The 23,934-nt window shown below is 56.4% G+C and carries 18 protein-coding genes; 14 read left to right on the top strand and 4 right to left on the bottom strand.

What is annotated here, in order from left to right:
* The first annotated feature begins 86 nt into the window (after window positions 1-86).
* Window positions 87-425, top strand: a complete 339-nt coding sequence (glnB, locus tag P2R09_RS16360) for a nitrogen regulatory protein P-II (RefSeq protein WP_003848647.1) — start codon at window positions 87-89, stop codon at window positions 423-425.
* A gap of 316 nt (window positions 426-741) precedes the next feature.
* On the opposite strand, the gene hmpA is transcribed toward glnB, so the two are convergent.
* Window positions 742-1,926 (bottom strand): NO-inducible flavohemoprotein, encoded by a 1,185-nt coding sequence (gene hmpA / locus P2R09_RS16355; protein WP_275771284.1) that lies wholly within the window; start codon window positions 1,924-1,926, stop codon window positions 742-744.
* Window positions 1,927-2,252: 326 nt separating this feature from the next.
* Between hmpA and glyA the strand changes: the two genes are divergently transcribed.
* On the top strand, window positions 2,253-3,506 hold the full coding sequence (gene glyA, locus P2R09_RS16350; protein WP_003848651.1) for a serine hydroxymethyltransferase: 1,254 nt from the start codon (window positions 2,253-2,255) through the stop codon (window positions 3,504-3,506).
* A gap of 128 nt (window positions 3,507-3,634) precedes the next feature.
* Entirely contained in the window at window positions 3,635-4,783 is a 1,149-nt protein-coding gene (locus P2R09_RS16345; protein ID WP_275771282.1) for a 3-phenylpropionate MFS transporter, read from the top strand.
* Here the strand turns inward: P2R09_RS16345 and csiE are convergent.
* Window positions 4,765-6,033: a stationary phase inducible protein CsiE gene (csiE, locus tag P2R09_RS16340; RefSeq protein WP_275771280.1), complete on the bottom strand. Its 1,269-nt coding sequence runs from the start codon at window positions 6,031-6,033 to the stop codon at window positions 4,765-4,767. The genes P2R09_RS16345 and csiE overlap by 19 nt on opposite strands.
* Before the next feature lie 155 nt (window positions 6,034-6,188).
* Between csiE and P2R09_RS16335 the strand changes: the two genes are divergently transcribed.
* The 3 genes from P2R09_RS16335 to P2R09_RS16325 all read left to right on the top strand — a co-directional run bounded on the left by P2R09_RS16335 (window position 6,189) and on the right by P2R09_RS16325 (window position 9,013).
* Entirely contained in the window at window positions 6,189-6,815 is a 627-nt protein-coding gene (locus P2R09_RS16335) for a DUF1007 family protein (protein WP_003848656.1), read from the top strand.
* Window positions 6,806-7,795: a nickel/cobalt transporter gene (locus P2R09_RS16330; protein ID WP_275771278.1), complete on the top strand. Its 990-nt coding sequence runs from the start codon at window positions 6,806-6,808 to the stop codon at window positions 7,793-7,795. The genes P2R09_RS16335 and P2R09_RS16330 overlap by 10 nt, the downstream gene beginning before the upstream one ends.
* Window positions 7,796-7,999: 204 nt before the next feature.
* Window positions 8,000-9,013 (top strand): TIGR04086 family membrane protein, encoded by a 1,014-nt coding sequence (locus P2R09_RS16325; RefSeq protein WP_008926710.1) that lies wholly within the window; start codon window positions 8,000-8,002, stop codon window positions 9,011-9,013.
* A gap of 62 nt (window positions 9,014-9,075) precedes the next feature.
* On the opposite strand, the gene suhB is transcribed toward P2R09_RS16325, so the two are convergent.
* Window positions 9,076-9,879 (bottom strand): inositol-1-monophosphatase, encoded by an 804-nt coding sequence (gene suhB, locus P2R09_RS16320; RefSeq protein WP_008926709.1) that lies wholly within the window; start codon window positions 9,877-9,879, stop codon window positions 9,076-9,078.
* 132 nt (window positions 9,880-10,011) lie between these two features.
* On the opposite strand from suhB, the gene trmJ reads away from it, so the two are divergent.
* The 5 genes from trmJ (at window position 10,012) to sseB (ending at window position 14,914) form a co-directional block, all read left to right on the top strand.
* Window positions 10,012-10,764, top strand: coding sequence for a tRNA (cytosine(32)/uridine(32)-2'-O)-methyltransferase TrmJ (trmJ, locus tag P2R09_RS16315; protein ID WP_003848663.1), 753 nt, complete (start codon window positions 10,012-10,014; stop codon window positions 10,762-10,764).
* A gap of 130 nt (window positions 10,765-10,894) precedes the next feature.
* The gene (gene iscR, locus P2R09_RS16310) at window positions 10,895-11,392 is read left to right on the top strand and encodes a Fe-S cluster assembly transcriptional regulator IscR (protein ID WP_275771272.1); all 498 of its coding nucleotides are present in this window, start codon (window positions 10,895-10,897) and stop codon (window positions 11,390-11,392) included.
* Between the two features lie 88 nt (window positions 11,393-11,480).
* Window positions 11,481-12,641 (top strand): IscS subfamily cysteine desulfurase, encoded by a 1,161-nt coding sequence (locus P2R09_RS16305; RefSeq protein ID WP_275771269.1) that lies wholly within the window; start codon window positions 11,481-11,483, stop codon window positions 12,639-12,641.
* A gap of 161 nt (window positions 12,642-12,802) precedes the next feature.
* Complete coding sequence (pepB, locus tag P2R09_RS16300; protein WP_275771267.1) at window positions 12,803-14,089, top strand: aminopeptidase PepB; 1,287 nt, start codon at window positions 12,803-12,805, stop codon at window positions 14,087-14,089.
* A gap of 60 nt (window positions 14,090-14,149) precedes the next feature.
* A complete protein-coding gene (sseB, locus tag P2R09_RS16295) occupies window positions 14,150-14,914 on the top strand; it encodes an enhanced serine sensitivity protein SseB (protein WP_275771265.1) in 765 nt (254 codons plus the stop codon).
* 41 nt (window positions 14,915-14,955) lie between these two features.
* On the opposite strand, the gene sseA is transcribed toward sseB, so the two are convergent.
* The gene (gene sseA, locus P2R09_RS16290; RefSeq protein ID WP_003848671.1) at window positions 14,956-15,798 is read right to left on the bottom strand and encodes a 3-mercaptopyruvate sulfurtransferase; all 843 of its coding nucleotides are present in this window, start codon (window positions 15,796-15,798) and stop codon (window positions 14,956-14,958) included.
* A gap of 146 nt (window positions 15,799-15,944) precedes the next feature.
* On the opposite strand from sseA, the gene P2R09_RS16285 reads away from it, so the two are divergent.
* The 3 genes from P2R09_RS16285 (at window position 15,945) to ndk (ending at window position 23,787) form a co-directional block, all read left to right on the top strand.
* Window positions 15,945-20,840, top strand: coding sequence for an alpha-2-macroglobulin (locus P2R09_RS16285; protein ID WP_275771262.1), 4,896 nt, complete (start codon window positions 15,945-15,947; stop codon window positions 20,838-20,840).
* Window positions 20,841-20,843: 3 nt separating this feature from the next.
* Window positions 20,844-23,180 carry a peptidoglycan glycosyltransferase PbpC gene (gene pbpC / locus P2R09_RS16280; protein ID WP_275771260.1) on the top strand — a complete coding sequence of 779 codons (2,337 nt, stop codon included), beginning with the start codon at window positions 20,844-20,846 and terminating at the stop codon, window positions 23,178-23,180.
* Between the two features lie 175 nt (window positions 23,181-23,355).
* Entirely contained in the window at window positions 23,356-23,787 is a 432-nt protein-coding gene (gene ndk, locus P2R09_RS16275; RefSeq protein ID WP_003848684.1) for a nucleoside-diphosphate kinase, read from the top strand.
* Window positions 23,788-23,934 lie beyond the last annotated feature (147 nt).

Raw genomic sequence — 23,934 nt, 5'->3', positions numbered from 1 at the left:
ATCCCGGATATTACCGCCCGACAGCGCCAGCAACATTTATACTTGATAAACCCTCTGACCATGGAGGGAGTGAAAAAGGGTCTGACATGAAAAAGATTGATGCGATTATCAAACCATTCAAGCTCGATGATGTTCGTGAAGCCTTAGCGGAAGTCGGCATCACCGGGATGACCGTGAGTGAAGTAAAGGGCTTTGGTCGCCAGAAAGGGCATACCGAGCTGTATCGCGGCGCAGAGTATATGGTCGATTTCTTACCTAAAGTGAAAATCGAGATGGTGGTGGGCGACGATATCGTTGATACCTGCGTCGAGACCATTATGCGCACCGCGCAGACCGGCAAAATCGGTGACGGTAAGATCTTTGTCTTCGACGTGGCGCGCGTGGTGCGCATCCGTACTGGCGAAGAGGATGAAGAGGCGATCTGATCGTCTCGTTATCCGCATAAAGAAGCCCGCACTGCGGGCTTTTTTATGTCGGGAAAACGGGTGCTATTGGCTGCGAGAATGTGCCTGCTCAGGGAACACGGTCAGATCGGAAAGACGCAAAACCCGCCATCCATGGCACGCTCGGCCCGCGCGATTACGCACCTCGTCCCTGAGGTGCGCCCGTTGCCGGGCCAACGCTTTGCGTTGTTCAAAAACGCTCCCGGCGTTTTTGTCCATGGCGCGGGACGCTTTCCTCTTCTGCCCGAGTTCCCTTCGCTTTGAAGCTGTCTGTTGCTGCCTGAACTTAGTAGCAGATTTACATCCCTTTGTGCGGGCCAAAGAGTTCGTAATGAATGCGTGCATCTGCCACGCGGGCATCGCGCAGTTGCGCCACCACATGCTGCATAAAGGGTAGCGGTCCACAGAGATAGAAGTGGGTATCGGATGACGCTAATCGTGCAGCCATTTTGCTGATATCCATCAGCCCCTGCGTGTCATAGCGACCGGTATCTTCAGCAGCGGGATCGCGATACCAGACCTCACTGATAAAATCGGCGAGCTGCGCGCCAGTGGCACTCACTTCCTCGCCAAACGCATGCTGTTTGCCGTTCTCTGCGGCGTGCAGCCAGCTGACCGGTGCGCGATGCTCGCTGGCTGCCAGTGAATGCAGCATCGCCAGCATCGGCGTCTGACCCACGCCCGCAGAGATGAGCGCGACTGGCGTGCCAGAATCGACCTCCAGGAAGAAGTCGCCGTGCGGTGCGGCGAGCATCAGCTCATCACCCACTTTGCCATGCTGATGCAGCCAGCCGGAGACCGTGCCCTGCGCTTCGCGTTTCACCGCAATACGATACGCTTTACCGTTGCTGAGATGCGTCAGTGAGTACTGACGAATCTGGTGATGCTCGAAGCTGGCAGGCTGCAGGTGTACTGTCAGATACTGACCCGGTTTAAAAGCGGCTACCGGGCCGCCATCCACCGGCGTGAAGGTAAAGCTTTTAATCACCTCGCTCTGCTGCTCAACTGCGCTGATGCGAAACGGGCGGGTGCCGCGCCAGCCGCCGGTTTGCTGCTCTGTGGCCCTATAGATCTCTTCTTCCCGATTGATGAACACATCCGCCAGGACGCCATAGGCCTGGCCCCACGCAGCCAGCGCCTCGTCACCGGGATTCAGCAATTCTTTGATGGTCGCCAGCAGATTTTCACCGACGATGGCGTACTGGGCAGGCTGAATATTCAGGCTGGTGTGTTTCTGCGCGATTTTTTCTACCGCAGGCAGCAGCACGGCCAGATTCTCCAGATTCGCGCCATAGGCGCAGATAGCGTTGAACAACGCTTCGCGCTGATCGCCATTGCGCTGGTTATTCATATTGAAGACGTTTTTGAGTTCAGGGTGGTGCGACAGCATGCGGTCATAAAAGTGTGCGGTAAGCTTTGGACCGCAGGCGGCTATGGCAGGCAGCGTCGATTTAACGGTGGCGATGGTGTGTGCATCAAGCATATCAATGGCCTCTTATTAAACATGTATTTTAAATGCATGTTATAGCCGCCTTGCCTGTGGTGTAAATAACCCGGGAAACTTTCTGGCTGCACATGTGGCAACTTTTTAGTGCATCAACAGACGACGCCGTCACATCGTTGAGAAAAAATGTGACGGCTGAACAGCCTAAAAAGGTGTAAAAAAGCGCTGCCAGTCGCCAGCCAATCGTTTGCGTAAAAAGAGGCGGTTCACCCTACCTTCACCTGTTAAAACGGTTTACACTGTTGGCCTTCGCCCCTGAAGGGGGGTAAATACCGTCAGAAAGTTAGCTGAGTCAGGAGATCCGGATGTTAAAGCGTGATATGAACATTGCCGATTACGATGCCGAGTTGTGGCAGGCAATGGAGCAGGAGACAGTGCGTCAGGAAGAGCACATTGAACTGATTGCTTCTGAAAACTACACCAGCCCGCGTGTTATGCAGGCACAGGGTTCTCAGCTCACCAATAAATACGCTGAAGGCTATCCGGGCAAACGTTACTACGGCGGCTGTGAGTACGTTGATATCGTTGAGCAGCTGGCGATTGACCGCGCAAAAGCGCTGTTTGGTGCTGATTACGCTAACGTGCAGCCACACTCAGGTTCACAGGCTAACTTCGCTGTTTATACGGCGCTGCTTCAGCCGGGCGATACTATCCTCGGGATGAACCTGGCGCACGGTGGACACCTGACTCACGGCTCACCGGTTAACCTCTCTGGCAAACTCTATAACGTGGTTGCTTACGGTATCGATGAGACCGGAAAAATCAATTACGACGAGCTGGCTGAACTGGCGAAAACCCACAAGCCAAAAATGATCGTTGGCGGCTTCTCAGCTTACTCTGGCGTCTGCGACTGGGCGAAAATGCGTGAAATCGCGGATAGCGTGGGTGCCTGGCTGTTTGTCGATATGGCCCACGTTGCCGGCCTGATTGCCGCAGACGTTTATCCAAGCCCGATTCCCCATGCGCACGTCGTGACCTCCACCACCCACAAAACGCTGGCGGGTCCGCGCGGTGGTATCATTCTGGCTAAAAACGGCGACGAAGATTTCTACAAGAAACTGAACTCTGCTGTCTTCCCGGGCGGCCAGGGCGGTCCTCTGATGCACGTTATCGCGGGTAAAGCAGTTGCCTTCAAAGAGGCGATGGAGCCGGAGTTCAAAACCTACCAGCAGCAGGTGGCAAAAAATGCCAAAGCGATGGTTGAAGTGCTGATTGAGCGTGGCTATGACATCGTTTCCGGTGGCACCTATAACCATCTGTTCCTGATCGATCTGGTGAGCAAAAACCTGACCGGTAAAGAAGCAGATGCCGCGCTGGGCCGTGCCAACATCACGGTTAACAAGAACAGCGTACCGAACGACCCGAAAAGCCCGTTTGTGACGTCGGGTATCCGTATCGGCACACCTGCCGTTACGCGTCGTGGCTTCAACGAAGCAGACGTGCGTGAGCTGGCTGGCTGGATCGCTGATGTACTGGATAACGTCAATGACGAAGCCACCATTGAGCGCACCAAAAAGAAAGTGCTGGATATCTGCAGCCGTCTGCCGGTCTACGCTTAATCGCTAACCTGTTGTAAGACAGTACAAAAAGGATGGCAATTGCCATCCTTTTTTATTGCCTGCTCCGCAGTGCTCTGCCAGAGTAACGCCTGTTTATGCTGCCTGGCAGCAAATTTACTGGAGGGAATATGGCAATCGGCTCCGCCAGATGGCTCGGATTGGGCTACTTCACTTACTTCTTCTGTTACGGCATCTATCTGCCATTCTGGGGCGTGTGGCTGAAAGGCACCGGCCTTGATGCTGAAAAGATTGGCCTGCTGCTCGGGTGTGGCATGGTCGCGCGCTTTGTCGGCAGTCTGCTTATCGCTTCTCAGGTCAAAAATCCATCACGGTTGATTACGGCGCTGCGCCTGCTGGCGCTGATGACCTGTCTGTTTGCCGCCGGTTTCTGGGTGGGCGAGCAGTGGATGTGGCTGCTTACCGTGATGATTGGCTTTAACCTCTTTTTCTCACCGCTGGTTCCCCTCAGCGATGCGCTGGCCGCCACCTGGACACAGCAGATTGGGCTGGCATACGGGCCGGTCAGGCTGTGGGGCTCGCTGGCCTTTGTCATCAGCTCGGCGTTAACCGGCGTGCTGGTCAGCGCCTGGTCCTCAAACGCAATTCTGATGCTGTTATCCACTGGCGTCATTTCTATGCTGGCGGGCATGATGCTGACACCCGTCACACAACCGCAGGGCCATGAGCGACAGGGCCCTGCGGGCGGTGGATGGCAGGAGTGGCGGGCGTTACTGCGCGAGAATGCGGTATGGCGATTCATGCTCTGCGTGACACTGCTGCAGGGCGCACACGCCGCCTATTATGGCTTCAGTGCTATCTGGTGGCAGGAGAGCGGCTATTCCGCCTCGACGGTGGGCTATCTCTGGTCGCTTGGCGTGGTGGCAGAGATTGTCGTCTTTGCCATGAGCAACCGGCTGTTCCGCCGCTGGAGCGCGCGCGATCTGCTGCTGCTTTCGGGCATCTGCGCGCTAATTCGCTGGGGTCTGATGGGGGCGACAACGGCGCTGCCGCTGCTGATTGTGGCGCAAATTCTCCACTGTGGCAGCTTCACCGTCTGCCATCTGGCAGCGATGCGATTTATCGCGGCGCGTCAGGGGGCGGAAGTCATCCGACTGCAGTCGCTCTATTCCGCGCTGGCGATGGGCGGTGGCATTGCGATAATGACGATGATTTGCGGCGTGCTTTTCGCCCATCTGCAGGGGCATCTGTTCTGGGTGATGGCACTGGTGGCACTGCCCGCGCTGTTTCTGCGGCCCGGCTACGACTCCAGTAAATAACGAATACGCTGCTGATGGTGTAACGTCAGCGGCAGTTCCGCATGCACCAGCGGCGGAGAGTAGAGTGGCAACGAGGTCGGGTAGGGCGAAATGATGATGTCGACATCACGTGGCGCGCCCTCCCGCTGAAACAGTTTCACGTCCTGATAGGTAATATTAATTGGTAGCAGCGTGATCTCACGAATCTGCTGTTCTACATCCTGTTCCAGATCGGCATCGTCGCCGGTCAGGATCAGCACCTGCTTTTCCTGCAGCGCACTCTCCTGCATCAGCCAGGCACCGAAAATAATGGTAATTAAACTCACCTCTTCCGGTGTAAAAGCGATGCGGTAGTGCTGCTCAAAAGCCTGCAGTGCCTGCTGAGTGGTGCGAAGCAGACGCGGATAGAGACGGCTGACATCCAGTGCCACGCTATTGTCGATACCGATATTGAAATGGGTGCGATCCAGCGCCTGCGCCAGATGCGGATAGAGCTGGTGCAGCAGTTCATTGCGGTCAGCAAAGGTAATCCCGGCACAGGCTTCAAAATCATCAATCAGCTGCTGAGTCGCATTCATTAACTGCTGTTCAGCAGGATGCGCAATCGCGTCCACGACCGGCGTATGTATCTGGCTGAACAGCAGCGTCCAGAAATCTGCTTCGCTGACGGGCGGAGCAATATGGCAGCGTTTACGCCAGTGGTAGATCACATCCTCAGCGGCCTGCCGCTCAGGCTTCTGCTGCAGCCAGAGACATTGCGCCTCACTGAACAGCACCGGCTGACGCTGGCACAAGCCATACTTCATGAATATCTGCAGAAACAGCCGGTCACGTTCGCTGAAGTCACGCTTCAGGCGCAGGCTACAGTGCTGAATCAGTGCCTGTAAATTGGTCTCATCCCACAGCGCTTTCTCAATCTTCATGACTTTCAGGCGCTGACGCAGAGGCGCGGCAAAATGTTCGCAGACGAAGTCCTGCGATAAACGCAGACTGCGTCGCAGGTTATGCAGCAGACAGAGGCGCCGATCCAGCTCAGTTCCATGAAGACGAAAGCTGCCATCCACCATCTGATGCAATTCCAGCTGGTGATATCGCTGTATCTCATGGCCCACATCCGCGATATCCTGTCGGGCAACGTCAGGATCGACGCCATTCAGCTGGCAGACTTTTTCAAGCGTAAGCAAAGGTGTCGGCAGAAACAGCAGCAATAAAAGATGGCACTGACGCTGTGAACGGGAGAAGAGTGGTGCCAAAGGGGTAGCAGAACTCATCAATCAGATTTCCAGCAGGCTATTTTGAGCTAAGAATAGTCAACCCGTTCAGCGCCTGCGCGGTTTACGCGGTTTATTTGCCAGAGGTTTAAGGCGGGTCACAAAATTTTGTTACTTATAGATTCTTTTCGTCGGGAACGTTACTTTATAACATTATGAAACGCGCACTCTTTGCTCTGTTAATGGTATTAAGTCCGGCTGTGCTGGCACACCCTCACAGCTTCATTGATATGAAAACGGAACTGGTGGTGAAGGATGACACCTTTACCGGGTTGAAGATGACCTGGACCATGGATGAGATTACCTCCGCCGATCTGCTGTATGACGCGGGCGACGCGAAACCTGGCACTGTAGTGTGGAAAAAGCTGGCAGCGGGTGTGATGGCAAACGTGCTGGGCCAGCACTACTTCTCAGAAATCTGGCACAACCAACAGCGGGTAAAGTTTTTGAATCTGCCAACGGAATATAACCTTTCGCGAAACGGCCACAAAGCGGTGCTGGAATTTATTCTGCCGCTGGCGGAACCCCCGAAGCTGACCGGACAGCGCTTTGAGATCCTGACTTTTGATCCCACCTATTTCGTCGATATGTTTTACGACAATCCCGGTGCTTTAACGCTGCCGCCTGCACTGCAGACGCGTTGCCGGTTTACCCTCAATACGCCCAAACCCAACGACTCACTGAAACAGTATGCGCTGTCGCTGGACAAAGCGGATGCCCCGGCTGAAGAGATGGATTTAGGCCGCCAGTTCGCACAAACGGTGGTACTGAAATGTCAATAATCTCCACGCCTTCCTGGGCCACCCGACTCTGGCCACTCTGGCCACTCTGGCTGATAGCAGGACTCTTCTCTGGCGGCGCACTGCTGGTCTGGCTTTACTGGTCGCAGATTCTGCTTCAGAGCGTATTGTGGCAGAAAGATTTGCACCGGCAGATGACTCAGCTGTTACAGCAGGTCGCGGAGCAGCCACACCAGGCAGGCATATCGCTGGTGATATTCAGCCTGCTTTATGGCGTGCTGCACGCGCTGGGACCGGGCCACGGAAAAGTGGTGATCGCGACCTTTCTGGCGACCCATCCGAGCCGCGTCAGAACCAGTATCAGGCTGACGCTGCTTGCCTCACTGCTGCAGGGATCGGTCGCGATTGTGCTGGTCACGGTGATGCTGGTGCTGCTGAAAACCTCATCGCGTCAGCTGCATCTCAGCAGTTTCTGGATTGAAAAGGGCAGTTATCTGCTGGTGATCGGGCTGGGTGTGATGATCGGGTATCGGGCGCTGTGTGCGCTGTGGCTGGCAGTGCGCCCACGACCCGCTCCGGTATTTCGTGCTTTCCAGCCGCAGCATCAGCATGACGAGCATTGCGGATGCGGCCACGCACATCTGCCGACGCCGCAGCAGATGAATGGCAACATCAGCTGGAAAACTCAGATGCTGGTTGTGGTGTCGATGGGCTTACGTCCCTGTTCTGGCGCGATTATGATGCTGCTGTTTGCCAAAGTGATTGGTGTTTATGGCTGGGGCATTCTCTCTGCTGCGGTAATGGCACTGGGCACGGCCCTGACTATTTCCGCAATTGGTTTGCTGGTACAGCAGGCGCGCTCGGTAGCACAACGACTGGCGCAGCCTCGTGCTGGTGCTGGCATCACGCAACTTCTGATTCCCATTCTGGCTTTGACTGGTAGCCTGATATTAATCGTAGTGGGTATTGCATTATGGCAGTCTGCCCGGTTAACGCTGGGCGGCGGAATTCGACCTTTCTGACTAAAAGCGCAGCGGGAATAAAATTTCCGCTGTTATCTTTACCTCGCTAATTATCTGAGGCTTCATCACTTTAATTTTTTATCTGAGTAGTTCAGTGGTGAAATCACTATTCCCTGTCTACGCTGTTAATACCAAAACGGCATTCCGCCGTCGGCATGATAAAAGATCAAGACAGCTTTCTGTTTATTGCGAGGAGTATATTTCATGGCTGATACCCGTATTAATAATGGCTACACCGAAACGCTGGCGACCGGACCTGCAGGATTACCTTTAAAGCGTATTTCCTGGAGCGCCGTTTTTGCCGGTGTTATTTGTGCCTTAATCGTTCATATCATTCTGACATTGCTGGGAACAGCCATTGGTGCCACCACCATTGATCCGATGAAAGAACAGAATCCTCTCGACGGCCTTGGTACTGGCGCACTGGTCTGGACAGCCATTGAAATGCTGGTTGCGATGGCGGCAGGGAGTTATGTTGCCGGGCGACTGGCTCAGCGCGAAGGGGCCCTGCACGGTTTATTGATGTTTGGCCTTAGCACAATTTTCACTATTTACCTGGCTATTGCACTGGCGACCAGTGTATTAGGCGGCGCAATGAATATTGTGGGTTCAGGTTTCCAGGCATTGGGGAGTGGTATTTCCGCTGCAGCGCCTTCGGTTACTCAAATGGCAAAACAAAAGCTGCAGGAGAATAATATTAATTTAGATAACCTGCAGAACGAACTGGAAACGACATTACGTCAGACAGGCAAGCCGGAATTACAACCCGAGAATTTGAAGCAGGACGCAAATAAAGAAGCGCAGAATGCAGAAAACCAGGCTAGCAACACCGCGAATCATCCGCAGACAGCTGATACTGATCTGACTAACTGGGTAAAAGGTGTGATGGATCGTCATTCAGATACTCTGCAGGCAGCCGACCGTGATGCGCTGAAAAATATTATTAAAGCGCGTACCGGTAAAAGCGATCAGGAAGTGGATCAGATTGTCGCTAAAACTGAGCAGAACTATCAGCAGGCCGTTCAGAAGTACCAGGAACTGAAACAGCAGGCTGAACAGAAAGCGCGTGAAGCCGGTGAGAAAGCCGCGGCTGCAACCGCTAAAGCAAGCTGGTATGCACTGATTCTGCTGATCATCGAAGCCGTACTGGCCGGTGTGATGGGTATGGTAGGTCGTCGTACTCAGCCTCGTCAGGTGCTGGCACACGAACGTCGTTAATCATCACTGAATAACAGGCAACAAAAAAGGCGGCTGATAGCCGCCTTTTTCTGTACTGAAACTTAGCGTTTTAATGCTTCGCTCAGCTCATCACGCATATTCGACAGCATCGATTTCACTACACGTGGGTTACCCGCAACCAGGTTACCTGACAGCAGATAGCCGTGGTTACCGGTGAAGTCAGTGACCAGACCGCCCGCTTCACGCACCAGCAGTTCGCCCGCGGCAAAATCCCATGGCTTCAGGCCAATCTCAAAATAGCCATCGACGCGACCGGCAGCGACATAAGCCAGATCCAACGCAGCAGAACCGGTGCGACGGAAATCAGCACACTGGGTAAAGAGTTTGGTCATGATGTTCATGTAAGCAGGCGCGTGCTGCTTCATTTTGAACGGGAAGCCGGTTGCCAGAACGGTGCCATCCAGATCGCGTGCCGTGCTGCCACGCAGACGGTAGCCATTCAGCTGCGCGCCCTGACCACGTGAAGAGGTGAACAGTTCATTGCGCATAGGATCGTAAACAACGGCGACTTCAGTGCGGCCTTTGATGCGCACAGCGATCGAAACAGCAAAGTGAGGTAAACGTTTGATGAAGTTAGAGGTGCCATCCAGCGGATCGATAACCCATTGAACATCCTGATCTTCGCCCGCCAGCTCACCGCTTTCTTCAGTGATGATGGTGTGCTTCGGATAAGATTTACGAATAATTTCGATAATCAGGCGTTCTGCTTCGCGGTCAACATTCGTTACGAAGTCGTTGCTGCCTTTCTGGCTGGCTTCGACGGCGTCCGGGGTTTCATAATATTTGGCAATTAAATTTCCGGCCTTGCGCGCTGCGCGCACGGCAATGTTGAGCATTGGATGCATCGGTATCTCTCGCTGGATGTTAAAGAACGGGGAAAACGGCGCGGAGTATAGCAGTGTGTTCGGTAAATGTCCTGCTTTATGTTAATATTCGCCCTACTGATTTTACTGACCCGTTTCTGAGTATCCCTAATCATGTTGCAAAATATTCGTATCGTGCTGGTTGAGACGTCTCATACCGGTAACATGGGCTCCGTTGCGCGCGCCATGAAAACCATGGGCTTAACTAACCTCTATCTGGTTAATCCGCTGGTCAAGCCTGACTCACAGGCTATCTCCCTGGCCGCCGGTGCCAGTGACGTTATCGGCGAGGCTAAAATCGTCGACTCGCTGGATGAGGCGATCGCCGGATGCAGTCTGGTCGTTGGCACCAGCGCCCGTTCCCGTTCGCTGCCGTGGCCGATGCTGGATGCACGTGAATGTGGCGTGAAGAGCGTGGAAGAGGGCCAGCAGGCACCTGTTGCGCTGGTGTTTGGTCGTGAACGTGTTGGCCTGACCAATGAAGAGTTGCAGAAGTGCCATTATCACGTCGCGATTCAGGCTAACCCGGAATACAGTTCGCTGAACCTGGCGATGGCGGTGCAGATTATCGCCTATGAAGTGCGCATGGCGTGGTTACAGTCGCAGGAGCAGGCCAGCCCGGCACCGAAGTATGAAGAATCCCCTTATCCGCTGGTGGATGACCTTGAACGCTTCTATCAGCATATGGAGCAGATGATGCTGAACAGCGGTTTTATCCGTGAAGCTAATCCGGGTCAGGTGATGAGTAAACTGCGTCGCTTATACACCCGCGCACGCCCGGAACGTGATGAACTCAACATCCTGCGTGGCATGCTTTCATCGTTTGAAAAGCGTAAAAACGAGAAAAAAGAAGCAGATAATAGTTGAGTAAATTACCAGGTTAAATACCTGACTAATTTACCAGGTTAAATAGTTGACCAAATTACTCGGGAATGGCAGACTTCAGCGCATCTGTTGCTAATCCTCCGATAACCGGACGCTATTGAGGTCACACGCTATGAGACTGACATCCAAAGGACGTTATGCCGTTACTGCAATGCTGGACGTTGCCCTTCACTCCCATGAAGGTCCGGTCCCGCTGGCGGATATTTCCGAGCGTCAGGGCATCTCGCTCTCCTATCTGGAGCAGTTATTCTCCCGACTGCGTAAAAATGGTCTGGTCTCGAGCGTGCGTGGTCCGGGTGGCGGTTATCTGTTAGGTAAAGAATCCAGCACCATTTCTGTCGGTGAAGTGATTACCGCCGTGGATGAGTCAGTTGATGCGACCAAATGCCAGGGTAAAGAAGGTTGTCAGGGTGGCGAGCGCTGCCTGACTCACGTGCTGTGGCGCGATCTGAGTGTGCGCATCAGTGAATTCCTGAACAATATTACGCTGGCTGAGCTGGTGAACAATCAGGAGATTCTGGATGTGGCCGATCGTCAGAATGCGATCGATAATCGTCGCTTCCAGAGCCCGCGTTCTCAGGAAATTAACGTTAACCAACGCGCCTCCTGATCCCCGCTGTTGCGGCCCTTACTGCTAACGCGGTCAGGGCCGAATCTGCTATAAAGACGTATGATTTTTTATACGGAGCTGTAGCGCAATGAAATTACCGATTTACCTGGATTATGCCGCCACCACGCCGGCCGATCCGCGTGTAGCCAGCAAAATGATGCAGTTTCTGACGCTGGATGGCACGTTCGGTAATCCGGCCTCGCGATCGCACCGTTTTGGCTGGCAGTCTGAAGAAGCGGTTGATGTTGCCCGTAATCAGATCGCCGAACTGGTCAACGCCGATCCCCGCGAAATCGTCTTTACCTCTGGCGCCACCGAATCCGATAACCTCGCGATCAAAGGCGCTGCCCATGCCCACCAGGCACGCGGCAAACATATCATCACCAGCCAGACCGAACATAAAGCGGTGCTCGACAGCTGCCAGCAGCTGGAGCGTGAAGGCTTTGATGTCACGTATCTGACGCCCGCAACCAATGGCATTATCTCGCCTGACCAGTTACGTGCGGCGCTGCGCGACGACACGATTCTGGTCACTCTGATGCATGTAAACAATGAAACCGGGGTGATTCTGGATATTGCCGCCTTTGGTGAAATTTGCCGTGAGCGTGAGATTCTGTTCCATGTTGATGCCACCCAGAGCGTTGGCAAATTGCCCATCGATCTCAGCCTGTTACCGGTCGATTTGATGTCGTTTTCTGCCCACAAGCTTTATGGCCCGAAAGGCATTGGCGCGCTCTATGTACGGCGTAAACCGCGCGTGCAGATCACTGCGCAGATCCACGGCGGCGGACATGAACGCGGAATGCGCTCCGGGACCTTGCCGGTGCATCAGATTGTCGGCATGGGTGAAGCCTATCGTATTGCCGCCGAAGAGCGCAAAACTGAAATGGCGCGGATTCAGGCGCTGCGCGATCGCCTGTGGCAGGGCATCAGCGCGCTGCCGGACGTTACCCTTAATGGCGATCTGCAGCAGAGTGCACCGAACATTCTTAACCTCAGTTTCGCTGATGTTGAGGGTGAGTCACTGATCATGGCGTTGAAAGACCTGGCGCTCTCTTCCGGGTCGGCCTGTACCTCCGCCAGCCTGGAGCCTTCCTATGTCCTGCGCGCGCTGGGCCTGAGTGAAGAACTGGCGCACAGTTCGCTTCGCTTCTCGCTGGGACGCTTCACGACGGAAGAAGAGATCGACTACGCCATTGCACTGGTGCGGAAGTCAGTGACCCGTCTGCGGGCCTTAATGAAATCCTGATACCCGGCGATAGTCCGGAAACTGCGCCAATATGGGCACTTCGCTGGCAACGCCCGGCGGAATCTGTTATCAGGTCTCTCTGTGAATTACATTTAACATCTTATTAAAGCCGTTATAACAATCAGGCTGGATGAAACAGATAACGATTACGGAGCTTTTCGATGACCACACAACCGATGAACATTACGCTTAGCAGCCAGCCCGCCGATGCGCGCTGGGGCGAAAAAGCGATTCTCAGCAGCAACGACAGCGGCATGACACTGCACCTGACCGGCGCAGATGCGCTGAATACCATTCAGCGTGCGGCCCATAAAATCGATGGCCAGGGCATCCGCCATGTGGCGCTGACCGGCGAAGGCTGGCACCTTGAGCAGTGCTGGGCATTCTGGCAGGGCTTCCGTGGCCCGAAAGGCCAGCGTCAGGTTGACTGGCCTGAACTGGGCGAACATGAGCAGGCGGAGTTTGATCGCCGTCTGAAAATCATCGACTGGGTGCGCAACGTTATTAACCTGCCTGCAGAAGATCTGGGGCCGGAGCAGCTGGCGCACAATGCCGTCGATCTGATCAGTGAAGTGGGCGGTGACGCCGTCAGCTATCGTATTACCAAAGGCGATGAACTGCGGGTGCAGGGTTATATGGGCCTGCATACTGTGGGACGCGGTTCAAATCGTCCGCCGGTCTATCTGGCGCTCGACTACAACCCGACCGGCGACGAGAATGCGCCGGTTTACGCCTGCCTGGTCGGTAAAGGCATCACCTTTGATACCGGCGGCTACAGCCTGAAGCAGAGCAGCTTTATGGACTCCATGAAGTCTGACATGGGCGGCGCGGCGACGGTGACTGGCGCGCTGGCGATGGCGATTTCGCGCGGTCTTAACAAGCGCGTCAAACTCTACCTCTGCTGCGCCGATAACATGGTCAGCAGCAACGCCTTCAAGCTGGGCGACATTATTCGCTATCGCAACGGCAAATCGGTTGAAGTGATGAACACCGACGCGGAAGGCCGCCTGGTGCTGGCCGACGGTTTGATCGACGCCAGCGAGCAGAATCCGACGATGATCATTGACGCCGCAACGCTGACCGGCGCGGCTAAAACAGCGCTGGGCAACGATTACCATGCGCTGTTCACCTTTGATGATGTAATGGCGCAGTCGCTGATGGGCAGCGCGGTGAGTGAGAACGAACCTTTCTGGCGTCTGCCGCTGGCCGAATTCCATCGCAGCCATCTGCCGTCTAACTTTGCCGATCTCAATAATATCGCCAGCCCGTCTCATGCGGCAGGTGCCAGCAGCGCGGCAGCGTTCCTGTCACACTTCGTCAGCAACTATCAGCAGGGCTGGCTGCACATCGACTGCTCTGCGACCTATCGCAAAGGCGCCGTTGATCAGTGGGCGGCAGGTGCAACAGGTCTGGGCGTGCGTACCCTCGCCAATCTGTTACTGAAATAAGCCGATCTCAGCGGTGGCTGATGCTGCCGCTGTTCAGAGGGAAACGTTCAGAGGGAAACTATGAACCGTCTTGAAGAGGTGCTGAAGCTGGCGGCGACTGAGCCTGCCCATCGGCCCGAGTTTTTCCAGTTGCTGCTGGAATCTGACGTCTTTGTTCCGGGCGAAAGTACCACGCAACAGTTTGATGCCAGCACGCCCGTTGATCTTCAGCACTGGGAAAAAGAGGATGGCAGCAGCATTATTCCTTTTTTCACGTCAGAAGAGGCGATGAGTGAAGCGGTAAGCGGTGAGCAATCCTGGCTGCGTCTGCCGGTACGGACGCTGTTTGCGATGACGCGTGGCGAGACGCTGTTTCTCAATCCTAAACTGCCTTCCGGCAAAGAGTTCACTGCAGCGGAGATCACGCATCTGCTGGCGGAAGAGGGCAGTGCGCTAAGTCAGCAAACCGTGCTGGAAGGCGGGCAGTCACTGCTGCTCTCTGAGGTGGCTGAACCGCCTGCACAGATGATCGACTCGCTGACTCAGTTGTTCACGAAGCATAAGCAGGTGCGTCGGGCATTTATTGCCAGCATTCGTGAACGGGCAGACGAAGCACCTAATTTACTGATTGGCATTGAAGCGGACAGCAACATTGAAGCGATCATCCAGGCGGCGGGCAGTGTGGCAACGGATACGCTGCCAGACGATGCGCCGGTGGATATCTGTGAAGTGATGCCGAACGATCGCGGCATCAGCCACTTCTTTACCGCCCACATCACACCCTTCTATGAACGTCGCTGGGGCAGTTTCCTGCGTGACTTCAAGGGCAGTGAGCGGATTATCTGACGCACTCAATACAAACAGGCGGCTCATGAGCCGCCTGTTTTTTATTTCGCAATAGGCAGGTCGTCCCGGCTGCCCCATTCGCCCCAGGATCCGTCATACAGCGTGGCATCCCGTGCGCCCAGCGCGGTCAGCGCCAGAATCAACACCACCGCCGTCACGCCTGAGCCACAGCTAGCGACCACTGGCTGGGAAATATCGACACCTGCGTCAGCAAAAATTCTGCGCAGTTCCGCTTCCGGCTTGAGTGTTCCCTGCTCAACCAGCATATTCCACGGCACGTTCAGGCTGTTGGGAATATGGCCGCGATGCAGGCCAGGACGCGGTTCGTCCACTTCAGCGTTAAAACGATTGGCAGCACGGGCATCAACAATCTGTGCGCCGCCTTCATGGCTGATCAGCAGCACATCCGTCAGGCGTTTCACCCGGCTTTCATCCGCGTGGGCTTCAAACTCACCTTCCGGCAGATTCACTTCGCCGCTTGCCAGCGCAAAACCGGCCGCTTTCCAGCCCTGCAATCCCCCGGCCAGAATCGACACCTGAGCCACACCAAAGGTCTTCAGCATCCACCAGGCGCGGGGAGCGGAAAAGAGATTGCCTTCGTCATAAACGACCAGATGCTTATCACTGCTGATGCCCAGCTCGCGCATCGCGACGGCAAAGGTCTCGGCACGCGGCAGCATATGTGGATAAGGGCTGGTGTGATCGGAAAGGGCTTCAATATCAAAGTAAGGGGCGTCAGGTAAATGACCCGCCAGATACTCAGCCTGGATATCGCGAACCGCTTCCATTCCGGGTGGCAACAAACGTGCATCCAGTACCTGAAGCCGCTCATCGTTGTAGTGCTCTTGTAACCAGTCGGCGGACACAAACAGTGGCGTCGTCATAACAACCTCTTCTCAGCAATCTGTCATACCAGTGTCAGGGAATGTGCGCACCATCTCAAGAGAAGCGTTGATTAAATGCGAGCATTGATATGAAATTGCGCGGCGTAATCAAACGACACTCCCTGCGTCCCGGTGAAGGAACTACCATGAAGAAACGCAACACCCGACTGCTGCTCAGCATGCTGATCGGTGGCTCACTGCTGTCAGCAACCCTGTTACCTGTTTTGCCTCTTCAGGCGGCAGAGGCACCCTCAACGGCTCAGGTCAGCAAACCGCTGACCATTATCGATCTCTCAGAACTGCAGATCGACGGTGCCGCTGCGCTGGTCTTAACCTTCAGTCAGCCGCTGGATGACAAACAGGATATCGCGCAAAAAGTCAGGCTGACGGAGGACAAACAGGGCCGGGTGGATGGCGGCTGGGAGCTTTCCGCTAACCGCAAAACGTTGCGATTCCGTCATCCTGAACCCTCACGTCACTTCACCGTCACGGTGGATGCAGGATTGCGCGCGGCCAGCGGTGAAACGCTTGCCGCCGATTACAGCCAGAAAATCGCCACCAGTGATATCCAGCCGATGGTGGGGTTTGCCAGTCGCGGTTCACTGCTGCCGCTGCGTATCACGCAGGGACTGCCGGTGCTGGCGCTGAATGTGAACCAGGTCGATGTCGATTTCTTCCGCATTAAGAATGCCGGCCTGGCAGAGTTTCTCTCGCAGTGGAATTACGGCAATAACCTCTCCAGCTGGCAGTCACAGGATCTGCTGAAAAGCAGTCAGCTGGTCTATTCCGGTCGCTTTGAGCTTAATCCGGCGCGCAACACCCGTGAAAAATTGCAGTTGCCGATGAGTGACATTACCGCGCTTCAGCAGCCGGGCGTTTATCTGGCGGTGATGAAGCAGGCCGGAACGTATCGCTACAGCCAGCCCGCTACACTTTTCACCCTGAGCGACATTGGCCTCTCACTGCATCGCTTCCCGACTCAATTTGAACTGTTCGCCCAGAGCCTGGCAAACGGCCAGCCACTTTCCGGCGTCAGCGTCAGGTTGCTGGATGCCAAAGGGCAGGTGCTGCAAAGCGGCACCAGTGACAACACCGGTCATCTGCGCCTCAAGGCGGATGAAAAAGGCAAGATCCTGCTGGCCGTGCAGGGTGAACAGACCTCAATGATTGACCTGTCGCGTCCGGCGCTGGATCTCGCGGAGTTTCCGGTTGCCGGACCGCAGGGGTATGACAAACAGCTGTTTGTCTTTGGGCCGCGCGATATCTATCGCCCGGGCGAAATCGTCATCGTCAATGCGCTGCTGCGTGATGCCGACGGACATCCGTTGCCCGCCCAGCCGATAAAAGCAGAACTGATGCAGCCCGATGGCCAGGTGATGCGGACCTTTGTCTGGCAGCCTGAGGCGGGCCTCTACCAGCAGCGCCTGGCACTGCCCGAATCTGCCATGACCGGCAACTGGATACTGCGACTCAATACCGGCGATAACCTCAAGCGTGAATGGACGTTCCACGTCGAGGATTTTCTGCCGGAGCGCATGGCGTTAACCCTGAAAAATGACCCTCAGCCGCAGCCTGCTGATGCCCCCGTTGAGTTTGGTATTGAGGGGCGTTACCTCTATGGCGCACCGGCGGCGGGTAACACGTTACAGGGACAACTCTATCTGCGACCGGCACGCGAAGCGGTGGCTGTACTGCCGGGCTACCAGTTTGGTGACATTACCGAAGAGGGGCTAAAGCGCACGCTGGATGAGGTCGATCTCAAACTCGACGCCAGCGGTAAAGCGCAGCTTTCGGTAGAGAGTCAGTGGGATCAGCTGCACTCTCCGCTCAACCTGATCCTGCAGGCCAGCCTGCTGGAGACCGGTGGACGTCCGGTCACCCGACGCGCTACCCAGGCCATCTGGCCTGCTGAAGCTCTGCCGGGTATCCGGCCGCTGTTCGGTAACAAGGCCGTTTATGACTACCGCAGTGACAGCTATCACGATGAGCCTACCGTGCCGGAAGAGAGCCTGGCCGAATTCGATATTGTCTATGCCAACAGTCAGGGCAAGAAACTGGCGGCAGACAAGCTGGATGTGCGCCTGATTCGTGAACGCCGTGACTACTACTGGAGCTTCTCGGACAGCGAAGGCTGGCAGTCGCAGTATGGCGACAAAGACCTGCAGGAAGATGAACGCGCTATCTCTGTTCCGGCTGACGGCAGCACCAAAGTCAGCTTCCCGGTTGAGTGGGGCCACTACCGGCTGGAAGTGCAGGCGGGCGATAAAATCGTCAGCAGCGTGCGGTTCCAGGCCGGTTATGACTGGCAGGACAACACCAACGGCACGGGCGCACTGCGTCCGGATCAGGTCAGACTGAAGCTGGACAAAGCGGCTTACCAGCCGGGCGACACCGTGCATCTGCAGGTTGACTCCCCGGCAGCCGGTAAAGGTTACCTGATGGTGGAGTCGAGCAGCGGCACGCTCTGGTGGCAACCGCTGACTGTACCTGAGGGCGGCACAACAGTGGATGTCCCTGTTGCTGAGAGCTGGCGGCGTCACGATCTCTACTTCAGCGCTATCGTGGTGCGTGACGGTGATAAGGTCAGTGGCGCAACGCCAAAACGCGCGGTGGGGCTATTACACCTGCCGATGGCGACAGAGGCGCGCCGCTTAAACCTGACGCTGGATGCACCCGATAAAATTCGTCCTGAGCAACTCCTGACGGTCAGGGTTCACGCCGGTCGTGACGGCGGTCCGCTGCCTGAAAAAGTGAATGTACTGTTGTCAGCCGTGGACAGTGGCGTGCTGAGCGTCACAGATTTTAAAACGCCCGATCCGTGGCAGGCTTTCTTTGGCCGTAAACGCTACAACGTCGATCAGTACGATGTCTTTGGTCAGCTGATCGAAGGCGGTGGCCGACTGGCGGCGCTGCGTTTTGGTGGTGATGGTGAAGATGAATCGATGACGCGCGGCGGTAAAAAGCCGGTAACGCATGTGAATATCGTGGCGCAACAGTTGCAGGCGGTAACGCTGGATAAAGAGGGCAACGGGACGATTACGCTACCGATCCCGGCGTTTAACGGCGAACTGCGGCTGATGACCCAGGCCTGGAGCGACGATAGCTTCGGCGCGGCAGAGCGCAAACTGGTGGTTGCGGCGCCGCTGATCAGCGAACTGGCCACGCCGCGCTTCCTTGCCAGCGGCGACTCGGCATCACTGGCGCTCGATCTCACGAACCTGACCGATCTGCCGCAAACTCTGAAAGTGGATGTGGCCAGCAGTGGCTTAGTCGATCTGGCCGGTGCGGCCAGCCAGAGCGTGACGCTGGCCAAAGGCGCTCGTACCACACTGCAGATTCCGGTCACGGCGAAAACCGGCTTTGGTGATGGCGAGATTGCCGTACAGATTTCCGGTCTGAACCTGCCGGGTGAACAGGTTAAGGCCAGCAAACAGCAGTGGAAAATCGGCGTCCGGCCGCCTTATCCTGCCCTGACGCTGAACTTTGATGCCGTTATCAATCCCGATCAGCCCTGGCAGATCGCGGCAGCGGCGCTGACCGGCCTGGATGCACAGACCCTGAGTGGACAACTCACGCTGAGCAATCGTCCGCCGCTGAATATCGCCAGCTATATCAGTGCGCTCTATGCCTATCCCTACGGCTGTCTGGAACAGACTACCAGCGGGCTCTGGCCTTCGCTCTACACCAGCCATGCTGAGCTAACTGCTATGGGCATTAAAACCAGCAGCGATGAAGCGCGACGGGCCGCCGTCGACACTGGCATTGCTCGTCTGGCGGGCATGCAGCGGGCCAACGGCAGTTTCGGGCTGTGGGATAAACAGAGTGAAGAGGAGTTCTGGCTGACGCCTTATGTAACGGACTTCCTGCTGCGCGCCAGTGAGGCGGGCTATGCGCTGCCAGATAATGTGGTTGATCGTGCTAACGCACGGCTGCTGCGCTACTTGCAGGATCCCGCACAGATCAGCGGCGGCAGCAGTGACGACAACGCTGCGCTGCAGTTCAGCGTGCAGGCTTACGCCGGATTGGTGCTGGCGCGTCAGCAGCGCGCGCCACTGGGTGCGCTGCGTGCATTGTATGAAAAGCGTGAGAAAGCCCGCTCCGGACTGGCGCTGATGCAGCTGGGTGTCGCGCTGAAGCTGATGGGGGACGGGCAACGCGCATCGCTTGCGATCATGCAGGGTGCCACGCTGACCCGCTCGGACAAAGCGTGGTACGGCGACTATGGCAGCACGGTGCGCGATGAGGGGATGATGATTGCCCTGTTAGCAGAGAATAAGCTGCAGCCTGATCTGCAGAATAGTCTGCTGCTGTCGCTCTCCAAAGAGGTCAGGGGAAAACGCTGGTTCTCGACCCAGGAAAATAACGCGCTTTATCTGGCTGCGCATACCTTACAGCAGGCGCAGGGCGGGAGCTGGCAGGCGCAGCTGTCCGGTAACCCAGCTCCGTTACAGGGCGATGCACCGCTGAATAAAGGGCTGGGCGCTGAGCAACTGCTGCAGGGGCTAACCATCGGTAATCCGGGCAACGCGCCGCTGTATGGTCGTCTGGATGTCACCGGTTATCCGCTGGCCGCGCCTCAGCCGGAGAGTAATGTGCTCGGGATAAAACGTGAATCTTTCACCCTGGATGGCAAAGCTGCCGATCTCAGTAATCTGCGCAGCGGGGAATTGTTGGTGGTTCGTCTGACGGTCTCCTCGAAACGCAGCATCAGCGATGCGCTGGTGGTGGATCTGCTGCCTGCCGGCCTGGAGCTGGAAAACCAGAATCTGGCGGATAGCAGCGCCAGCCTCGGTGACAGTGCGGATGCGCTGAAGGAGAGCATGGGTGACATGCAGCAGGCTGATATCAAACACATCGAGTTCCGTGACGATCGATTCGTCGCGGCACTGGCGGTGGATACCTATCGTCCCGCCACGCTGGTCTACCTGGCCCGGGCGGTCACGCCGGGTCGCTATCTGATGCCACCGCCGCAGGTGGAGTCGATGTATGTGCCGGAGTGGCGCGCCACCGGCAGTACACCGCCGCAGCTGCATATCCAGTAAGTGATGCAGGGCGTGATTAACATCAGCGCCATTAAAAAGCGGTGGCTCGCGCTGCCGCTTTTTTTTCTGGCGTTATGGCTGGCGACATGGGGACTGGATCGGCTGTTCCCGCTGCCGCTTAAAGAGGTGCAGCCTGCGCGGGTGATTGTGGCCAGCGACGGCACGCCGCTGTGGCGCTTTGCGGACAGCAAGGGCATCTGGCGCTATCCCGTCACACCAGAAGAGGTCGCTCCGGCTTATCTGCAGGCGCTGCTCACCTACGAAGATCGCTGGTTCTGGTATCACCCCGGCATCAATCCCCTGGCGCTGGTGCGTGCGGCCTGGCAGGATTTGCGCCATCAAAGCGTTATTTCCGGTGGCAGCACGCTGACCATGCAGGTAGCACGCCTTATCGACCCGCAACCCCGTACGCTGCGGGGCAAGCTAATCCAGGCGTGGCGGGCGCTGCAGCTTGAATGGCACCTTTCCAAACGTGACATCCTGACGCTCTACCTTAACCGTGCGCCTTTTGGCGGCACGCTGGAAGGGGTGGGCGCGGCAAGCTGGAGCTGGCTGGGGAAATCCCCATCACAGCTGACATCGGGCGAGGCAGCGCTGCTGGCGGTTTTGCCGCAGGCACCCAGCCGACTGCGGCCCGATCGCTGGCCAGAGCGGGCAGAAGCGGCACGCAATAAAGTGCTGGATCGGCTGGCGGAATACCGCATCTGGTCCGCTGAGCAGGTGGCGGAAATCCGTCAGGAGCCAGTCTGGCTGCCGCCACGGCAGATGCCGCAGATGGCGCCACTGCTGGCCCGGCGATTACTGTCGATCAGTTACAGCGACAAGATTGTCTCCATGCTCGATCCTTCACTGCAGCGCGAGCTGGAAAGCCTGGCGCTGAACGTTAAAAACCAGCTTCCGCCGCGCACCTCGCTGGCGATGCTGGTGGTCGATCACACCACCATGGCGGTTCGGGGTTATGTCGGTTCGGCTGACTTTACCGATGACAGTCGGTTTGGGCATGTGGACATGATCGCCAGCGTGCGCTCGCCTGGCTCGGTGTTAAAACCTTTTGTTTACGGAATGGCGCTGGATGAGGGGCTGATTCATGCCGAATCGCTGCTGCAGGATGTGCCGCGTCGCTTTGGCGATTACCGGCCAGGCAATTTCGACACCGGTTTTCACGGGCCGGTCAGCGCCAGCGATGCGCTGGTACGCTCCCTGAATCTGCCGGCTGTACAGGTGCTGGAGGCGCTGGGACCGAAAAACGTTGCGGCGCGTCTGCGCAATGTGGGTCTGAATTTACGTTTCCCGCCCGGTGCGGAACCCAATCTTTCGTTGATTCTTGGCGGCACCGGTGCCCGCATGGATGAAATTGTGGCGGCTTATAGCGCCTTTGCCCGTCACGGCAATGCCGCTGCACTGCGCTGGACGCCCGATCAACCCTTGCAGCAGCGACCGCTGCTTTCACCCGCATCGGCGTGGATCATCCGGCGCATCCTGGCGGGTGAAGCGCAACCGGCCGGTAATGGCAGCGTACCTGATGTGGTGCCGCTGGCCTGGAAAACCGGCACCAGTTACGGCTATCGCGACGCCTGGTCGGTGGGCATCAATCCCCGTTATCTGATTGGCGTCTGGGTGGGGCGGCCGGATGCGACTCCGGTTGCCGGGCAGTTTGGTTTCGCCTCTGCCGTGCCAGTCATGAATCAGATTAACAGCGTGCTGATGAGCCGTCTCGGCAGGCGTGACGTGCCGGTCGACCCACGTCCGGCCTCGGTAACGGTCGCGACCATATGCTGGCCTGGTGGTCAGCCGCTGCCTGCCGGAGATGAAAACTGCCGCCAGCGTCGGCAAAGCTGGGTCGCTTCCGATACGTTGCCGCCAACACTGCTGGCGCCCGGTCAGGAGAGCCTTAGCGGATTACGCGCGGGCTACTGGCAAAATGCGCAGGGACTGCGCGTCGCAGCAGATTGCCCCGGCGCCACCCGCCACGAACGACTGGTCTGGCCGCTGCCGCTGGAAGCGTGGCTGCCGCCTCAGGAGCGGCGGGCGCAGCGCTTACCGCCTGTCGATACCCATTGTCCGCCATTACAACAGGGCAGTAGCGCACCACTGATTGTCACAGGCGTTATTGAGCGGCAAATCGTTAAACCGCTGCCGGGTAATAGCACGCTGACGATCCCGGTCGCGGTGCAGGGAGGGCAGGGCGCGCAGCGCTGGTGGTTCCTGAATGGTGAGCCATTGATGACGCAAAACGCGGCGAACAGCCTGTCGCTGCATCTTGATCATCCCGGCGAGTATCAGCTGGTGGTAATGGATGAAGAGGGGCAACTTGTCTCAGTCACCTTCACTCGGGGCTGACGATTTTTTGCGCTAAATCATAACTATGGCGCGCCTGCCTCGACTCAGATCAAGAATTTTCAACAAATTGGGGATCTCTGATAGGCAATGCCGCACTCAGCCCCTATAATCGGCGCCGTTTCTTAACCGGGGCGGACGCCACCGGTTTCTTCAGAACGTCAAGACAGAGGTCATCATGGCAATCGAACGTACTTTTTCTATCATCAAGCCAAACGCCGTCGCTAAAAATGTGATTGGTGCTATCTACAACCGTTTTGAAAGCGCTGGCTTCAAAATCGTTGGCGCAAAAATGCTGCAGCTGAGCAAAGAGCAGGCTGAAGGCTTTTACGCTGAGCACCAGGGCAAGCCATTCTTCGATGGTCTGGTTGAATTCATGACCTCTGGCCCGGTTGTTGTATCCGTGCTGGAAGGTGAAAATGCGGTTCAGCGTCACCGTGACCTGATGGGTGCAACTAACCCGGCAAACGCACTGGCTGGCACACTGCGTGCTGACTACGCTGACAGCTTCACCGAAAACGCGACCCACGGTTCAGATTCTGCTGAATCCGCTGCCCGCGAAATCGCTTATTTCTTCGGCGAAAACGAAATCTGCCCACGTACCCGTTAATCGCCCGGCGATAAACGTTACAGCGGCTTTACAAAAATCTGCGTAGGGGAGGTCACTCCCGCCTGTTATCAGGACGCAGATGTTGTACAATATTGCGCCTTCATTGACATCGCTTAATGAAGGCGCAATTTTTTCACCTATCCCTGA

This window comes from Pantoea sp. Cr_R13 (assembly GCF_029222565.1).
GTDB classification, from domain to species: Bacteria; Pseudomonadota; Gammaproteobacteria; order Enterobacterales; family Enterobacteriaceae; genus Pantoea; species Pantoea eucalypti.
This window is presented reverse-complemented; position numbering and strand designations above follow the sequence as displayed.

Excerpts from the sequence above, each read along its gene's own strand:
- glnB (WP_003848647.1), top strand. The coding sequence starts at position 87 with ATGAAAAAGATTGATGCGATTATCAAACCATTCAAGCTCGATGATGTT.
- hmpA (WP_275771284.1), bottom strand. The coding sequence starts at position 1,926 with ATGCTTGATGCACACACCATCGCCACCGTTAAATCGACGCTGCCTGCC.
- glyA (WP_003848651.1), top strand. The coding sequence starts at position 2,253 with ATGTTAAAGCGTGATATGAACATTGCCGATTACGATGCCGAGTTGTGG.
- P2R09_RS16345 (WP_275771282.1), top strand. The coding sequence starts at position 3,635 with ATGGCAATCGGCTCCGCCAGATGGCTCGGATTGGGCTACTTCACTTAC.
- csiE (WP_275771280.1), bottom strand. The coding sequence starts at position 6,033 with ATGAGTTCTGCTACCCCTTTGGCACCACTCTTCTCCCGTTCACAGCGT.
- P2R09_RS16335 (WP_003848656.1), top strand. The coding sequence starts at position 6,189 with ATGAAACGCGCACTCTTTGCTCTGTTAATGGTATTAAGTCCGGCTGTG.
- P2R09_RS16330 (WP_275771278.1), top strand. The coding sequence starts at position 6,806 with ATGTCAATAATCTCCACGCCTTCCTGGGCCACCCGACTCTGGCCACTC.
- P2R09_RS16325 (WP_008926710.1), top strand. The coding sequence starts at position 8,000 with ATGGCTGATACCCGTATTAATAATGGCTACACCGAAACGCTGGCGACC.
- suhB (WP_008926709.1), bottom strand. The coding sequence starts at position 9,879 with ATGCATCCAATGCTCAACATTGCCGTGCGCGCAGCGCGCAAGGCCGGA.
- trmJ (WP_003848663.1), top strand. The coding sequence starts at position 10,012 with ATGTTGCAAAATATTCGTATCGTGCTGGTTGAGACGTCTCATACCGGT.
- iscR (WP_275771272.1), top strand. The coding sequence starts at position 10,895 with ATGAGACTGACATCCAAAGGACGTTATGCCGTTACTGCAATGCTGGAC.
- P2R09_RS16305 (WP_275771269.1), top strand. The coding sequence starts at position 11,481 with ATGAAATTACCGATTTACCTGGATTATGCCGCCACCACGCCGGCCGAT.
- pepB (WP_275771267.1), top strand. The coding sequence starts at position 12,803 with ATGACCACACAACCGATGAACATTACGCTTAGCAGCCAGCCCGCCGAT.
- sseB (WP_275771265.1), top strand. The coding sequence starts at position 14,150 with ATGAACCGTCTTGAAGAGGTGCTGAAGCTGGCGGCGACTGAGCCTGCC.
- sseA (WP_003848671.1), bottom strand. The coding sequence starts at position 15,798 with ATGACGACGCCACTGTTTGTGTCCGCCGACTGGTTACAAGAGCACTAC.
- P2R09_RS16285 (WP_275771262.1), top strand. The coding sequence starts at position 15,945 with ATGAAGAAACGCAACACCCGACTGCTGCTCAGCATGCTGATCGGTGGC.
- pbpC (WP_275771260.1), top strand. The coding sequence starts at position 20,844 with ATGCAGGGCGTGATTAACATCAGCGCCATTAAAAAGCGGTGGCTCGCG.
- ndk (WP_003848684.1), top strand. The coding sequence starts at position 23,356 with ATGGCAATCGAACGTACTTTTTCTATCATCAAGCCAAACGCCGTCGCT.